12 protein-coding genes are annotated in these 15,006 nt (G+C 68.0%); 2 read left to right on the forward strand and 10 right to left on the reverse strand.

Features of this window, described 5'->3' with window-relative positions:
• Positions 1–49: 49 nt before the first annotated feature.
• The 3 genes from GA0070562_RS20370 to GA0070562_RS20385 all read right to left on the reverse strand — a co-directional run bounded on the left by GA0070562_RS20370 (position 50) and on the right by GA0070562_RS20385 (position 4,177).
• Entirely contained in the window at positions 50–1,261 is a 1,212-nt protein-coding gene (locus GA0070562_RS20370; RefSeq protein WP_091424685.1) for a tyrosine-type recombinase/integrase, read from the reverse strand.
• Positions 1,262–1,264: 3 nt separating this feature from the next.
• Entirely contained in the window at positions 1,265–1,474 is a 210-nt protein-coding gene (locus GA0070562_RS20375) for a helix-turn-helix transcriptional regulator (RefSeq protein ID WP_030504821.1), read from the reverse strand.
• 780 nt (positions 1,475–2,254) lie between these two features.
• Positions 2,255–4,177, reverse strand: a complete 1,923-nt coding sequence (locus GA0070562_RS20385; protein WP_091424692.1) for an acetate and sugar kinases/Hsc70/actin family protein — start codon at positions 4,175–4,177, stop codon at positions 2,255–2,257.
• A gap of 394 nt (positions 4,178–4,571) precedes the next feature.
• Between GA0070562_RS20385 and GA0070562_RS20390 the strand changes: the two genes are divergently transcribed.
• Together GA0070562_RS20390 and GA0070562_RS30005 are read left to right on the forward strand one after the other, a co-directional pair.
• A complete protein-coding gene (locus tag GA0070562_RS20390) occupies positions 4,572–7,061 on the forward strand; it encodes an AfsR/SARP family transcriptional regulator (RefSeq protein ID WP_254663830.1) in 2,490 nt (829 codons plus the stop codon).
• A gap of 386 nt (positions 7,062–7,447) precedes the next feature.
• Complete coding sequence (locus tag GA0070562_RS30005; RefSeq protein WP_139135472.1) at positions 7,448–8,236, forward strand: SAVMC3_10250 family protein; 789 nt, start codon at positions 7,448–7,450, stop codon at positions 8,234–8,236.
• A 182-nt stretch (positions 8,237–8,418) separates the two neighbouring features.
• Here the strand turns inward: GA0070562_RS30005 and GA0070562_RS20395 are convergent, their stop codons facing one another.
• The 7 genes from GA0070562_RS20395 to GA0070562_RS20425 form a co-directional block, all read right to left on the reverse strand.
• Positions 8,419–9,447 carry a C40 family peptidase gene (locus GA0070562_RS20395; RefSeq protein ID WP_091424700.1) on the reverse strand — a complete coding sequence of 343 codons (1,029 nt, stop codon included), beginning with the start codon at positions 9,445–9,447 and terminating at the stop codon, positions 8,419–8,421.
• Between the two features lie 201 nt (positions 9,448–9,648).
• The gene (locus GA0070562_RS20400) at positions 9,649–10,083 is read right to left on the reverse strand and encodes a hypothetical protein (protein ID WP_091424703.1); all 435 of its coding nucleotides are present in this window, start codon (positions 10,081–10,083) and stop codon (positions 9,649–9,651) included.
• A 120-nt stretch (positions 10,084–10,203) separates the two neighbouring features.
• Positions 10,204–11,193: a DUF932 domain-containing protein gene (locus GA0070562_RS20405; protein WP_091424707.1), complete on the reverse strand. Its 990-nt coding sequence runs from the start codon at positions 11,191–11,193 to the stop codon at positions 10,204–10,206.
• Between the two features lie 71 nt (positions 11,194–11,264).
• A complete protein-coding gene (locus GA0070562_RS20410; protein WP_091424710.1) occupies positions 11,265–12,494 on the reverse strand; it encodes a MarR family winged helix-turn-helix transcriptional regulator in 1,230 nt (409 codons plus the stop codon).
• Between the two features lie 171 nt (positions 12,495–12,665).
• Positions 12,666–13,259, reverse strand: coding sequence for a hypothetical protein (locus GA0070562_RS20415; protein ID WP_091425270.1), 594 nt, complete (start codon positions 13,257–13,259; stop codon positions 12,666–12,668).
• Positions 13,260–13,271: 12 nt separating this feature from the next.
• Positions 13,272–14,000, reverse strand: coding sequence for a hypothetical protein (locus GA0070562_RS20420; protein ID WP_091424713.1), 729 nt, complete (start codon positions 13,998–14,000; stop codon positions 13,272–13,274).
• An 86-nt stretch (positions 14,001–14,086) separates the two neighbouring features.
• Complete coding sequence (locus GA0070562_RS20425; RefSeq protein WP_091424717.1) at positions 14,087–14,782, reverse strand: hypothetical protein; 696 nt, start codon at positions 14,780–14,782, stop codon at positions 14,087–14,089.
• Positions 14,783–15,006: the final 224 nt, after the last annotated feature.

A 15,006-nucleotide genomic window follows, 5' to 3' on the forward strand; every position in this document is an offset into this window, starting at 1 on the left:
AACCGCCCCCCGAAAACCCCCCGTTTACGTGGTGCGGCAACCAAGTTCGTCATCGGTGTGCATCGTTCTCTCCTGGCGACGATCCTTGGCTGCTCGGGTGGCTGCCGAGCCGTTCGAGGATGCCGGACACGTCTGGGGCTTGTAACGGCTTGGCGATGTAGTAGGTGTCGGTGACCTCCTCGCTGGAGTGCCCGAGCTGCGCTGCCGCGCTCTTGGTATCGATCTCCTCCTTGATCAGGGTGGCGACGGTCTTTCGGAAGGTGTGCGGGGTGACCCAGTCGAGGTCGGCTTCGGCGCGGGCCTGGCGCCACTGACGGCGGACGTTGTTGGGGGAGAGCCAGGTGCCTCGTCGGGAAGCGAAGATCGCGTCGTGGGGGTTGTCCGCGGCGGTGAGTTTGCGGGCCATGAGCATGCCGACCGCGAACCGGGGGAGGACGACCCTCCGGTAGCCGGCGTCGCTCTTGGTCCAGGGCTGTCGGAAGAAGCCCTGGCTCTTGATGAAGACCAGCGTTCCGCAGATCGTCAGGGTTGGTCGTTCGGCGGCGAGGTCCAGGTCCTCCCAGCGGAGGGCCAGGATCTCGCCGATACGGGCGCCCGTGGCGAGCATGAGGTCGACGACGTCGGCCAGGTCGCCGCTGTGCCGAGGCCCGGGCTTACCAGGGATCGGTCGCTGCCATTCGCGGATCGCCGTACGGACGGCTTGGAGTTGCTCGGCGGACAGGACGACGACGGTGCGACGGGGTTTGCGGAGTCGGCCGGTGTCGCGGACCGGGTTGGTGGGGATGGCGCCGTGACGTACGGCCAGAGCGAACATCTGACTGAGTACGACCTTCACGCCTTTGGCGGCTGAAGGGCGGTCCTTGGCGATGTCGCGCAGGAACCGGTCCAGGCGTCCGACGCTGGCTTCCCGGATTCGGAGGTTGCCGAGGGCGGGCAAGATCGAGGTGCGGACGCTGGTCGCGTATCGGTGGATGGTTTGTGGCGCGATGCGTTCCTCGGCGGTGATCTCTTCGACCCACAGTTCGGCGAGGGCGCTGATGCGCGTTTCGCGGGTGATCTCGTCGTCGGTGGGGGTGGCACGGTCGCGGAGTTTGACCTTCAAGGCCCGTTCGGCGGCCGGGCCTGTGGCGTCGGTGGCCTCGATGTCGCGGGTGATGCCGTCGTAGTCGCGGAACCGGGCGCGTGCCCGGAATCTCTTCGGACCGAGTTTCTCGATCCGGATTTTTCCGGAGGTGCCGATGGCCAGTTCAGGTCGGGCCATGGTTCACCGCTCCGCGTCGGTGTGGTCTTCGAGCCAGCGCTCGACCTCGCTGCGCCGGTAGCGCAGGGTGTTGCCGACGCGGATGGCGCGAGGGCCCTTGCCTCGGCTGTGCCAGGCGTAGAGGGTGTTCTTGGGCTTGCCCAACCAGGCCGCGAGGTCGTCGATGGTCAGGAGTGGGTCTGGTCGCCATTCGGAGGCGGCGGGGCCGTTCATCGCCGGTCCAGGACGTCGGTCGAACCGGGCTGCCAGCGGCGCGTCGTGCGGTTGGCAGTTGGCCTGCGTGCGTCGGCACGTGGTCTGAATTCCGGGCCGGTTCGGGGTCGGGGCGGGCATGGATCATGCTTCCTTTCGTTGGCCCGGCGCTGCTGGGGCCGGGGGTGAACGGGGCCGTCGCTACGACCCGCGGGCGCGGCATCTGACAGCTGTGGCCGTCTATCCATCCGTCGTGTCCCCCATGGGTCAAGCCAAGGGCTGGGCTCGTCCTCGAAGAGGCATCGCAGGCTCGGTATCGATCGCGGACGGACGGCGTCCCCCTGGTCCTGCGGACCGCTGGATGGCGGACAGAGGGCGTCAGTCGAGCCCTCGCTCGCCAGTTGCGAGACGCGGTGCGTCCCCGTACCGAACTGGGTGTGGAAACGCGCGATCCGGGGCGCGGTGCTCGCGCACCCGGTCATCTCGATGCAGATTGGGAAGCTCTGGAGTGTTCTCATCGTCAATTGCCTTTCGGTCAGGCTGATGTGTGGGTTGGTGCTGGTCGTGGTCTGCGATATCCGGGCGCGTGGAACCGGTGACCTCCTTGCGTCAGAGGGCATGCGCGGATGGCCCGCCGAGCAGAGAGGCTCGGCAGGCTGGCTGGATTGAATGGACGGCCCGCCGAGATCGGCGGGCCGTCATCTGTTGGAGCGCTGCCTGGTGCTCACCCCGGTGGCGCCGTCATTGGCCGGACAGCGGTGAGTCCCGAGGGTTGGCGGCGGTGCTTGCTCTGACGACTCGTCAGGCTGTGTGGCTGCTGCCCGCGAGTCGGCGCAATGCCTGCCCGGTGCCGGGGTAGGCGAGCCGCAATGTGTAAGCGGCGAGTTGAACGGCCCACCAGGTGAGGGCGACGAGGTAACCGACCAGCAGAGCGCTGCTGGTGTCGCTGGTGAAGACGATGGCGTAGCCGATGGCGAGGCCGGGGACCGTGATGGTGCGGGTGGTGCGGCTTCGGCTGGTGGTCAGGGCGGTGGCGATGCCGAGCAGTGCTGCTCCGGCGCTGCCGATGAGGCCGGGCATGCCGGTCAGGTCGACCGGTGGGGTGAGGGTGATCGCCGCGCGCATGAGACAGATGCCGGTGGTTGCGATGGCGGCGGGCAGGGCCGCCGGACGGGTGCGCGCGAGCCAGTAGGACAGTTGCGGAGCCGCAATGCGGGGAGCGGTGGCGGCGATGATCGCCGCGCAGACAGCGAGGGGGAGTGCGGAGCCGAGCGTCCATTTCAGGTATGGCTCGTAGCCGAACTGGACGGCGGTGCCGGTGGCGAGGCCGTAGAGGGCGGCGGCGGTTGATCCGCCGACGGCGGCGGCGAGGTATCCGCGTCTGATGAGGTGGCCGGTGGTGGGTCTAGAGGTGGCTGCGTCGGTGGTGCCGGCGAGCCAGGTGGTGGGGGCGAGGTGCGCCACGGCGAATGCGGTGAGCATGGTGAGGGCACCGGCGACGCCCAGTTGAGGCAGGGAGAGGCGGACGCCGACGACCTGGACGGAGTAGGTCGTGACGATGTCCGCGGTGAGGATGGTCTGTAGGAGCACGGTGAGCGAGCAGACGCCCAGGATGATGGCGCTGGTCAGGTCACGGACGCGGAGCCGAACTCGTGGCAGTGCGGTGTCGTTGGCGGTGCTTGTTGTCTGCTGATGGGCTGCGGTGAGCGCGAGGGCGCCGTCAGCGAGGGCGTGGGAGTGACCGTCGAGGGCGATCGGAGTGTGCCCGGTGACGGCCACGAGGCGTTCCTGAAGGCCCGGGATTGCTCTGGCTTCCCGGTGGATCACGCCACTGAGGTGCTGCTGGCCGATGTCGGCGGCGTCAAGGATGCCTTGGACGGCATTGGCGGCATCGTCGAGGAGGGGCTGCGCTGCGGCGGTGACGTCATCGCGGGTCAGAACGGCCGGCGGCCGGGGCGACGGCAGGAGAACGGGTGCGCGTGCCTGAGTGGAGAGGGCGGTCCTGGCCTGGCGGATGGACTCCAGCAGTGCCGCGTCGGCTGGCTCGGGTGTGGCCTCTTTTTCGGTTCGTTGTGGGGGGTCGTCTGCGATGCTGCGGGTCAAGAGGTGCTGCGCGAGGTCTCGATCCAGGTCGCGGCTCGGGCTCACCTGGCGGGTGGCGAGTTCCTGGTACCCGTCGAGGCTGGCTTGCAGGACGGTCAGCGTGATTGGACGCCGCTCGGCGTCGCAGATCAGCAGACATGTGCCATCCGGGACGTGGCCTGCGGTCGCGTAAGCGGCGAGTGCTGCTGGCGCGGTGACCATGGCCGGTGCGGGCAGGCCCGCCCGGGCTGCCGCGTCGGTGAGATGCCCCCGTCGGCGCGGTCCCCAGGCCGAAGGGATGGTCACGGTCAGAGCGGCGACCGGTACGGCGACTTGGCGGACTGCCTGGTCAGCGATGTACCACAACTGCCCGGCGAGCAGTTGTACGGCGTCCACCGGCGGCTCGGCGTCAGCCGCGTGCAGGAGGTCCACCGGGTCTCGGATGAACTGGTGACCTACCGAGGGCTCCGGCAGTCCATTGACGCCGGGGTGGAGTTGACCGGCGGGGTCGATCACGATGCCGTGCGGCATGACGATGCGGCCGTTGAGCAGGACGGGGATCCGGGTGCCATCGCGGTCGACGGTGGCGGCGATTGCCGACGACGTGAGATCGATCGATAGTCGCGTGCCCCCGCTTGGCATGCGAGGCAGTCTCTCCCGACCGGGGAGTGGATCGTCAACCACGTTCTCGTCCCGTGATCGATTGTGCGCGCATGGTGAGAATCCTTCCTAACAGGATGGCCTTCGCTGGGTATCGCCGTGTATGCGAGAGGAAAGGGATCTACCAAGCGGGGGGACGGACAGGATGTCGCAGCAATCCCCGGACAGCGGCAACCGGCTAGCCGAATACGCGCGTCCCACGGTGTACGTCCCGCCCGCGTCGACACCGCCGCGCCACACAGCGGGGCGGGTGTCCTCCGTGATCCGACCGGTCCGGGCCACCGTAGCCACGGTCGTGTTCCTGGCCGGGGTACCGGCGCTGCTTGTGTCCCTTGACGGAAGCCCGCTGCGGAGGTGGCCGTCGTGGACGCAGGTGGTGGCATGGTTCGAGCAGCCGAACGAACGGTTCACCTCGACCGTCCTGGCGGGCGCGGCTGTGTGGGCGGTGTGGCTGTTGTGGGCCGTGCTCGCGCTGCTGCTGATCGCCGAGCTGATCGCGCTGGTAACCCGATGGCGGATCCCGGTGCTACGGCTTCCCGCACCACTGCACCGGCTCGTGTTCGGACTGGCCGGCACCGCGGCCATTGCCGTCACCTCCGTCGGCCAACTGAACACCGGCGGCGTTCGACCATCGGCGGCCATCGACGCGGCCGAGGCAGTGGCTGTTCCTCAGCAAGCTCTCGCGCAGGGGCCGGCGCTGATTCAGGTCGGCAACACCCGCTACCTGTACACCGTCGAGCGACACGACACCCTGTCGAAGATTGCCAAGGAGTGGCTCGGTGACGTCGGCCGCTGGCCGGAAATCTGCCGCATGAACAAGCACCGCCACTTTCCCCAGGTTGGCGGCACACTGCGTGACTGCGACTTGATCTACCCGGGCTGGGAACTGCGGCTACCCGCCGATGCTCAACCCCCACAGGCCGCCATCCCGGGCCGCCGCCCGCGCTCACCGCGACCCGGCGCCGTCGCCCCATCCCCGCCGCCGAGCAACCCGCTGGAAGCCCCGCAGCCCACCGATCCGCCCACGGAAAACCATGAGACGGCTGCCACGCCCAGGAGCTCTTCGCCGACCACATCCGCCGCACCGGATCCCGGGTCACCCACCGACGCTCCCACGCGGCCTTCGTCCTCGCCGGAAGCCGACGGCGCGCAACGCCCGCAGGACGCTGACCACCAGCGGGGTTTGCAGCTGACCTCCGCGGAGTGGCTTCCCTGGTCCCTCGCCGCCGCCATCAGCGCGGCCGCAGTCCTGGTGTGGCGGCAGCGCCGGCGCCGCTACACCGGTGACCCCCACGACGATCCACCCACCGACCTGCCGCCCTCGGTGGCCGAGCTACGCCGTGCCGTGGCCCGAAACCCCGAACTCCCGCACCCCGACGACGGGGCATCAGTGGCCGCCCTTGTCCCGCTGCCGTCCGGTGGCGTCGGCCTCGTCGGCGACGGCGCAGCTGCCGCCGCACGCGCCACCCTCGTAGCAGTGCTGGCTTCCGGCGACCCGCAACACCCCGACGCGCGTGGCGAGGTCGTCATCGACGGCGCTACCCTGACCACGCTGCTCGGCGCAGATATGACGACCGTCAGCTCATGGCCGCGGCTGCACATCACCGACACCCTTGACGACGCCCTCACCAAGATCGAGACCCAGCTGCTGCACCGCAGCCGCCTTCTCGACGAACAGACGCTGACCGACCCCGAAAGGCAGCAACAACCCAAGGCTGCGGAAGCAGAGGTCCTGCCTCCGGTCGTCCTCATCGCCCAGACACCAGCCGTAGCAGCCGAAGCCCGCGTCAAAGCGGTTCTAGCCGCGGGCGCCAGCAGGCAGGTGTTCGGGGTACTGCTGGGTGAGTGGCACCTCGGCGTCACCATCGAGGTAGCCCCAGACGGACAGACCACCCTCATATCCGGTCAGCCAACCGAACCACTGCCGCCGCGCCTACCCGTGCTCGAACCCACCACAGCGATTCAGACCCTGAGCACGCTGCGAGAAGCGCAAACCGGAGAACCTCCAGCGACAACCTCGCCAGCCGTACCGGCCACGGTCATTGCCCTGCACGCCAGCCGGAACGACGCGGCATCTCAGGATCAGCCCGCGGCAACTGCAACTCCCTCCGCCGCTGTCGTCGGGAAGGCCCGACTTCGGGTGCTCGGCCCGCCGCGAATCGAGGACATCACCAAACCGGGTCGGCCCCTGCGCGCCAAAGCCCTCGAACTCGCCGTCTTCCTGGCCTGCCACCCCGACGGCGTCACCACCCGCGACATCGGCGAATACCTCGAACCCGACGCCCGCCTCAGCCAAGCCGACCAACGCGTACACACCAACGCCTCGAACCTGCGACACGTCCTCGGCCGTGCTGGCACCGCCGAGACGAAAAACGCCTACGTCATCAAAACCGCCGGCCGGTACCGACTCGACCCGACGACGGTCGAAGTCGACGTGTGGACTCTCCGCGACCTCATGCGCCGCGCCACCATCGCCACCGGACCGCGACGCCATGAACTGTTGACCGCCGCCTGCGAGCTCTACGACGCGCCACTGGCCGAGGGGCAGGACTACGAGTGGCTGCAGCCCCACCGCGAGACGGTGCGCCGCTGGGGCACTGAAGCCCACCTACTCCTCGCCGACGACCTGCTTAAGCCAGACCCGCAGGCCGCATCTGACCTACTGGACAAAGCCATCGTCCTAGACCGGTACAACGAAGCCCTCTACACCAAGGCTATGCACGCCCGGCACGCCCTCGGCGATGCGGACGGCATTCGTACCCTTCTTCGCGCCCTGACGAGAGTGCTCACCAACCTCGACGCTCAACCGAGCGAAGACACGATCGCCTTGGCCGCCCGGCTCGGTGCGAAGTTGGACCGTATATGACCCAACACGTCACAACGCCACGATCCGTGCGCTTAGGGACAACGACATGACGCATCGGGGGGAGCCGCCCGGCGCGGACTCGCCCACCAACCTAACGACTGGAGCCTCGACCGACCTCGGCGGTGCCGTGCGGTAGGCGATGTGACCTGACGTTCATCGAGCTCAGGTGGCGTCTGGACCTGCCGATGTGGGTGCGTTCCACATAATCGAAAGCCGGTCGCGGTTAAGCGAACACTTGGACTCTGTGGTCCCAGTGAGTGCCACTAACTGCGACACCTGTCGAATCGACACTATTTGGGTGGTTGACACGAGTGGAATAATTACTTTTAAGACGAAGGCGGAAAGACCGGCGTTACAACCTTCAGGCAGCGATAAAGGGGCATGGGGTGCGGGAACTTATCTATCTGTCTGAGGCCAAGCTTGCGCAGTTTGTATCGCAAAAGCGCAAGAGCCTCGCAAATCGCGTCAAGCTCGAAGGCGAAGTCAAGATTCCCGGCATCGGCGGTCTAAAGGCGGCGGCACCGGATAAGTCTTCAAACAGCGGTGTGGATCTTGACGTAGTTGTAGCCGAGCTGGAGGTTTCGCCAAGGTCCGCCGGGTGGTACACAAATGCCGACGCCAAGGTTGGGCAGTGGGTCGAGTTTGAGCTCCCCCTCAACCAAGCAGTCCTACCTGCGGCCGACGGCGCAGTGGCCGTCTTCGTTGACGAGGCGGTACGGGAGTCAGTCAACTCGCCCAGGCTGCTGCTACATGGCTCTCCGGAGCATCTTCTGGGGGTGGTGAGCGAGGCCAATATGGCGAGGGTCGTACGTTCCTACGGCATGGCATACGGCTCAAGATTCGAATACACCCTTACCGTGTTAGCTGAGTTGTTCGGCACGTTGGAGGAAGCAGGGTTGCCATTACAGGGCAACGCTGACTCAGGACAGCAACGCCACTCCTTCGAGGTTGAGCATGCAATCCGAGGTTTTAACCGCGGTGAGGGAGAACTTTTGTGGGGCCTTTTAGAGGCGCTTGAGGACGTTGCCTTCGCCCGAAATACCGCTACCTGGATGTCCGGATGGGCCCGCATAACCTGCATCTTGCCGGGACCACGCGCCGACAAAAGCCGCCGGCTCATTACAGCTACTCCATTATACGTCCAGTATGCGACCCCATTAGAGACGGAACAATGATAGAGCAGCATCCTCATCTGCCGCGATCCGGGCGCCAGTCCGCGTCTACCGATCACACGTCGTGAGTGTCGAAACCGGATCGTCGAGTCGCACATCAGTCGAAGGTTGAGCAGATGCGAGGGCCCGGCGCCCGGCAAGCGGCATCCGGCGGCATCGACTGCCCGAACCCAGGAAGGCCCTTCTCAAGCAGGCTCCTGAACGATCCGTCGGATCGTGGCGATCTGGTCGATCCAGCTGCTCAGCTGAGTGATCTTGACGACGTCGCCGGTCTGTGGTGCTTGGATGATGAGTCCTCCGCCGAGGTACATGCCGACGTGGCGTGGATGGGCCGGGGTGCCGTTGCTGCCGGGGATCAGGATGAGGTCGCCGGGTAGCAGGCGTGTCGGGCTGGCTACTGGTGTGCCGGCGTTGGCTTGGTCGGTGGTGATGCGGGGGATGGAGATTCCGGCTGCTCGGTAGGCGGCTTGCATCAGGGATGAGCAGTCGCACTGTTTGTCGGGGTCGTTGGAGTGCGGGTCGGTGCACGAGCCGCCGAAGTGGTAGGGCGTGCCGAGCTGGGCAGCGGCCCAGAACACCGCGGTTGTCACCGCTGGCGGGGTATCGGAGGGCAGCGTGAATCCGGCAGGTAGGGCGGCCAGTGCATCGGCGGTGCAGTCGGCGAGGGTGCTGGTGAGCTGCTCTACCAGGCGGAGGGCATCGTTGGTCCATGTGGCGTACGCGTTGGGGTAGGCCGAGGCTTGGACCGCCTGGGCGGCCTGGGTGAGTGGCATCGATTCCCAGCCGGAGATTGTGAGGAGCTTGTCGAAGAACTTGCCTGCTTGATAGGCGGGTTCAGACAGTTGTTCGACGGTGCCCCATCCCTGGCTGGGGCGTTGTTGGAACACTCCGATGGAGTCGTGATCGTTGCGGGTGCCTAGATGGGGCAGGTTGCGGAGGCGGGATTCCTGCATGGCGGTGGCGATAGCGATGATCCAGCCCCATCGAGGGATGCCCTTGGTGACGCCGGTGTCGATGATGGTCGCGGCTACGTCAAGTTGCTCGGCATCCCAGGCGCCGACGGTAGGCGGTCGCCCGGAGGGATGCATGTTGGGTGTGGCGGCGGTGCCGCACCCGTTGAAGCCGCCGCCCATGACGGCCGTCAGCAGGAGCATGGGCAGGCCGAGGCAGGCAACGACGACGAGGCTGACAATGCCGGTGATGGCTCTGGTCATGGCGGCGGTCTCTCAATAAGGCTGGGATTGCAGATCGGACAGGAGCCGTCGTGAACAGGCTCAACGGCGGCGGCAGGCGCGGTGCATGGAGGGCCTTCGAAGGTGATGAAGCGGAGAATGACCGTGGGCTGCCTACGTGGGCGGCCCACCTCATTTGCTCGATCGGCGGATGAGTGCGCGGCGCGTCAACACCGGCTGCCCTCAGACCTCTGTACCTCGGTTGTGCCTGGACTGGTCCTTGGCCGTCTGGTCCTCGGTGACGCGGCGGTAGATCGCGATGCATCGGAGGATCAGCTCGTGTGATGGCAGGGTCAGTAGCCGCTGCCGTTTGTCCTCGCGAAGCTTGTCCCAGATGAGGACGGTGACGCTGGCGGACCACATGTCCACAAGCACGCCGTCGATCTTGGCGTACTGCCGGGCGGTGACGATGCGTCGCAACGTGTCGATGAGGGTGGCGTCGCCCGGCGGGTGGTTGGCGTCGTCGGGTCGGGCGGCTTCGGGCAGCAGGGTGTAGCAGTCCTCGCAGGTGTCGTCGATGCGCGGCGGGTTGTCGGCTTCCCACCGCTGCACGTCGGTGGCGGGTAGGCCACATACCGACTGCCGTGGATTGCGGGGGTGGCGGAGGTGGCCGGTCATCGGCGGGTCCTCTGGTCTGCATCGAGCCTTCGGGTGCTGGGCGGCGTCACGTGGGAGTGGCCGTTCCTTCGGCTCCGGGGCAGCGGCGCGGTGACCGCTGCTCCGGAGACGGGTGTGCGGTCAGATCTTCAGTAGGTCGAAGGCGGCGACTTTCAGGTCTCCGGTGTTGCCGGTCAGCACCCGGTTGGCGCGGACGAGGTCGTTCTTGGCGGGCTGGTAGTGGTCGAGGTATTCGGTGATGGCCTGGTATCCGGCCCACCGGCTGCCGGTGATGGCTTTCTGGGTGTCGGCCTCGCGGATCAGGTACTTGAGGGTGCCGAGGCGTTGCTTGGCGTTGTTCTTGGCCTGCTCGGACGCGGTGTCCTTGACCGGCCATACCTGCGCGACGACGTTCTCGAACTCCCGCATGGTCAGCTCCGCGTTGAGCATCCGTTCGGCGGCCTTCTCGAAGGTCTCCATGTAGGTCCACATCAGGCCCAGGGCTTCGCGGGCCTGGCTGATCTGGGAGTTGACGTTGGAGGTGTGCCGGAAGGTGTAGTGGCCGACGGCGTGCTGGAAGGCGGCGCGTTGGGTGTTGGCGCAGACCACCCGGATCGGGCTGGCGTCCACCCGCAGGGCGGCGCTGCCGTCGTGGGAGGTGGTGCCGATGAGGTACAGATCGAGGCGGTCCACCCCGGCGATCTCCATCACGTCGGGCAGCTTCATCGTGACGAACACGCTCTTGCCGCGGCGCAAGCTGCCGGCGGTCTCGAAGTGGGCGCCGCCGACCTGATCGACGAGCCGGTCGAGCATCTCGGCGCACTGCTCGTTCTGGACCACCGTGTAGTCGGTACCGACGATGCCCAGGTATTCGGTCTGGCCGGTGACCGGGTTACGGCGGACGGTCATTCGCTTGTCGTCGGCGGGAACCTGCACCTCGACGCCGTTGACGATGTCGATACCGACGGTGCGGATGGTCCGTACGCCCCAGTCGCCGAGGCGGGCGGCGGCCATGATCTCTTCGGCCTTCATCGTGTTCTGCGTGACGGTGCCGAGCTGGTGCCAGGCCGACAGGCGTGCGCTGGCAAAGGCAGTCGTTCCGTCGGTGAAGGTCTCAAGTTCGTGCGGCACAGGATTCTCCTCTCGATGCGCTGGCGGGGGCCGAGCACGCGGCTCGGCCCCCCGCAGGGAAGTGGCGTTGGTCAGGACTGGTCGGTGCTGCCCGCGTCAGCCTCGACGGGGTTGTCACTGTCGGGTTGCGCCGGGTAGACGAAGGTCAGCGGCGCGTCGGAGACCAGGACGATCCGGCCGCTGGCGGCGGCTTTGGTGCAGTTGTTCCGCACGGCCCCGGAGCTGATAGCGCGGCCGAGTTGGCTGGCGAGCACGGTGGCGATGTCCTGCGGGGTCATCTGCTGGCCGGGGTTGGCGGCCAGGACGTCGAGGGTGAGTCTTTCCAGTTCGCCGCGGCCGAACGGTGGGCTGCCGTCGGCGTTGACGGTCCCGTCACCGCGCGGGCCCGTGCTGCGGGCGACGCGCGGCGTACGGCCGGGTGCGCGCAGCGGCATGGCGACGACGTGGGTCTCGCCGTCTGCGTCGACGACGTGCAGCGTGCCGTCCGGTCGGATCAGGGGCAGCACCGCCGCTGCGGCGATCGGCATGCTTGCTTGGCCGCGGATGACCTGGGAGCACAGCGGGCAGCGGGGCGGCTCCGGATTCGGGTCCACCTCACTGGCTCTGGTCGGGCCGGCGACCCACCGCTCGGGTAGGCCGGGCAGTCGACGGGCGGCGTCGGCCTGCTCCATCGCGGTCAGCAGCCGGGACGCGGTGGCGTGTCCGATGCCGCTCTCGACCACGATGAGGTCGATGGTGGCGCCGACGTCGCCGTAGTCGGCCAGGACTCCCTTGATGGCCATGACCTTGCGGTCACCGGGCCGCGCTGGCTGCGCCGCAACGACGGCGGAGCTTTCACCGGCCTCGCTGCTGTCGTCGTCGCGTCCGCGGCTGTGGTCCTGGTCGGTCTCGTCTCCCGCCTCATCCGGCGCTTTGTCCGCGTGGTCGTCGCGGGATGGATCAGCTGCGTCGCCGTTGGCAGGTTCGCTCGCCGAAGTGTCGAGGTGCGATCCGGTGAGCTGCTCGTTCTCGTCCGCGGCGGCGGTCTGCTGGTCGCCGAGATCGACGGCAGCGTCCGGTTCCGCAGCGGCGGCGCCGTCCGGGGCGGGCAGGGCCCACCGGGTGGACGCGCCGTCGGCCGCATCGGCGTCCGTGTCCACCGGCACGATCAAGCCGGCGTCGGCCAGGGTCTTGAGTGCCTTGTCGGTGGTCGAGCGAGCCTTTCCGGCGCGGTCGACCAGCTCATGGACATCGCCCTGACCGAGATCGGTCAGGGCGTCGAGGACAGCCTGTGCTGCAGGCGTCAGGGACAGGTCTTTCATGGGGTTCCTTTCTTGAGGACGTGGTTCGGATAGCGGCGCGAGTGAGGCCGCCCGGATGGTGAGCCGGGGTCGCGGGTGATAACCGGGGTGGCAGGCGCGCGTCGGGAGCGCCGTGCCGTGCGAGGTGTGCCATTCGTCGCCGGTGAAGGGCACCGGGATGAGACCGGTCGATTACCGGCCCGAGGTGGTGGGCGCGCCTGCCGCGGGCTGCAGCGTGTAGACGCGGCCCTCGGTACGGTCCCGGTAGATACCTGCATCGCTGTGGGACAGCCGCACCGCGCTGACGCTGCCGGGCGGCCGAAACCTGGCGTCGGAGCTGCCCACCCTGACGTGGGCGGTCTGTCCCGCGAGGTTGAGGGCGCGGCAGGAGTCGGTGTGCGGCAGAACGACCAGCACGGTGTCGCCGGGGTCGACGTAGCGCCGACGTATCTGCTGCCCAGGGTGGGTCAGCGCGTAGGCGGTCCGCGTCTCGTCGCCAATGAGGGCGTCGATTCGAGCGTGGGCGTCGCGGTACTCGCCGGCCAGGTCCTGGATCGTCTTCGCCGATCCCGTGATGGCGGCGGCGGATGCATGTAGGTCGTCTTCGTTGAGGAGTCTGGTGCGCAGGTGGTCGACGGCGAGCAGCAGCTCGTCGCGTAGGTGCCGGAGATCGTCGGCGGCCTCGGGTAGGTGCGCGGCGGCGGGGATGGGGTCAACGGCGTGTTGGTCGAGGGTGCGGCCGGTCGCCGCAGTAATCCACCGCTCGACCAGGTTGAGGTGCGGCATCACGCTGCCCCGTCAGTCGGTGAGGTGGGCGAGTTCGGCGGGGGTGAGCTGTGCGGGAGTGCGGTTGTGCCAGGCGTCGGAGTGGCGCAGGTTCCACCAGCGCAGCAGCGTCCGGCAGGCCGAGGTGAGCTCACCCCGGATTGGCAGGGAATACACCGTGGCGAGCGGAACCTGATGCGCACGGGCGACGTAGGCAGTCGGTGCCCATCCCCGTTCGGTGCGGGTGACCTCGCCGACGATGCGCTGCGGGTAGGGGATGTCGAAGGCGGCGGCGGCTTCGGCGTCGGGTATCACCAGCCACGTGTCCGGATCCTTGCGCTGCAGGGTCGCCACGCCACGCGACGGGTCGCAACGCCGCAGAAGCACGTGTCGCTCGTCGCCTTCGTTCATCGGCCGGTGGTTGCGCCAGGCCCCGTAGCAGGCAGTGAGCGTGACGCCGAGGACGGTGTGCCGCTCGCGGGCGGCGAGCGCATCGGTGACGACCTGGTGGTGACCGGGGAGGTACAGGCCAGCGTGCGCAGCCAGTCCCCGTCGGCCTGTTTCGGCGAGTGCACCCAGTCGGGTGAGGGCCTGGTCGAGGTTGGTGGTGCTGTCGGTGAAGTCGAGCGCGGTCTTGTGCAGGAGGCGGGCGAGGTCACCGATCGGTTCGGCGGTGGCGGTGTCGTGGCGCCACTGTTGCTCGGGCAGGACGTCGTTGGTGTCGGCGGCGATGCGCCGCAGCACCGGATCGGTCAGGAACATCAGGGGTCTCCTTCCAACGGTGGGACATGGCGAAGGCCGGTCGCAGCGGGGCTGCGACCGGCCGTGGTGTTTCGGGTCGGGGGGTGTCAGGTGATGGTGACGGCGCACAGCCGCGCGCGTGGGTCGAGGCTGCGCAGGTAGGCGCAGGCGTCGTTGAGGAAGCGGAACCGGTCGGCGACGGAGCCGCCTGCCGGGGTGAGGAGGCGACCGTCGGTGGTGATCAGCGCGTCGCCGACCAGGGCGATGCGCCAGTGCAGGCCGGTGTAGGTGGCTTCGCCGGCTTGGTAGGCGGGCAGTTCGTATGGGTCGAGGTGGTGGGCGAGCATCGCCAGGACGCGGGGTTGCTGCTCGAAGCGTCGGCGGGCCTCATGCGCGCTGACCTTGGCGGGATCGGTGTGGTGCTGGGCGAGGTAGTCCTCAAACGGCCGGGCCGGGGGAGTGGTCGCGGCGACGTGGGCGTGCCAGGCACGCCAGCGCAGGGCGGCGTCGTGTGCGGCGGTGGCGGCGGTGCCGGTCAGGTCGAGGCGGCTCTTGCGGCCGCCGGCGGCGATGGTGATCGCGCCGAAGCGGTGGGCGGCGTCGAGCAGGTAGTAGCCGATGAAGCGGGTCAGCCAGCCGATGAGGCGGCGGTGTCGGACGCGGTAGCGGCGCGACGGCGTGCCGTTGGCTTGCAGAAGGTCGTGGACCTTTTCGGAGGCGGCGAACCAGTCGGCGTCCTGGCCGGGGGCGAAGCAGACGGTGATGACCTGGTCGGTGAGGGACGTGTTGGTGAGTGCGGGCATGACAAGGTGCTCCCTTCGCGAAGGCGCGGTTCGACTGCGGATGTGGTGGTGCCACCGGGATGCGGCGTCTGTGGTGGAGTGCTGCCGGGAAAGGCGGAGGGCGGGGTCACGGGGCCGACCGGATGGTGGGCTGAGGGGTGACCCGCTGGCGCGGGCAGATCCGGGGAGAACAGACGGGCTGCGGTGCGAACAAAAGAGAAGAAGCTGCACCGTAGCGTCGTGAC

The organism is Micromonospora tulbaghiae (assembly GCF_900091605.1).
Taxonomy (GTDB): Bacteria; Actinomycetota; Actinomycetes; order Mycobacteriales; family Micromonosporaceae; genus Micromonospora; species Micromonospora tulbaghiae.

Bases quoted from the DNA above. Each gene is read 5' to 3' on its own strand.
- GA0070562_RS20370 (WP_091424685.1), bottom strand. From the start codon at position 1,261: ATGGCCCGACCTGAACTGGCCATCGGCACCTCCGGAAAAATCCGGATC.
- GA0070562_RS20375 (WP_030504821.1), bottom strand. From the start codon at position 1,474: ATGAACGGCCCCGCCGCCTCCGAATGGCGACCAGACCCACTCCTGACC.
- GA0070562_RS20385 (WP_091424692.1), bottom strand. From the start codon at position 4,177: ATGCCAAGCGGGGGCACGCGACTATCGATCGATCTCACGTCGTCGGCA.
- GA0070562_RS20395 (WP_091424700.1), bottom strand. From the start codon at position 9,447: ATGACCAGAGCCATCACCGGCATTGTCAGCCTCGTCGTCGTTGCCTGC.
- GA0070562_RS20400 (WP_091424703.1), bottom strand. From the start codon at position 10,083: ATGACCGGCCACCTCCGCCACCCCCGCAATCCACGGCAGTCGGTATGT.
- GA0070562_RS20410 (WP_091424710.1), bottom strand. From the start codon at position 12,494: ATGAAAGACCTGTCCCTGACGCCTGCAGCACAGGCTGTCCTCGACGCC.
- GA0070562_RS20415 (WP_091425270.1), bottom strand. From the start codon at position 13,259: ATGCCGCACCTCAACCTGGTCGAGCGGTGGATTACTGCGGCGACCGGC.
- GA0070562_RS20420 (WP_091424713.1), bottom strand. From the start codon at position 14,000: ATGTTCCTGACCGATCCGGTGCTGCGGCGCATCGCCGCCGACACCAAC.
- GA0070562_RS20425 (WP_091424717.1), bottom strand. From the start codon at position 14,782: ATGCCCGCACTCACCAACACGTCCCTCACCGACCAGGTCATCACCGTC.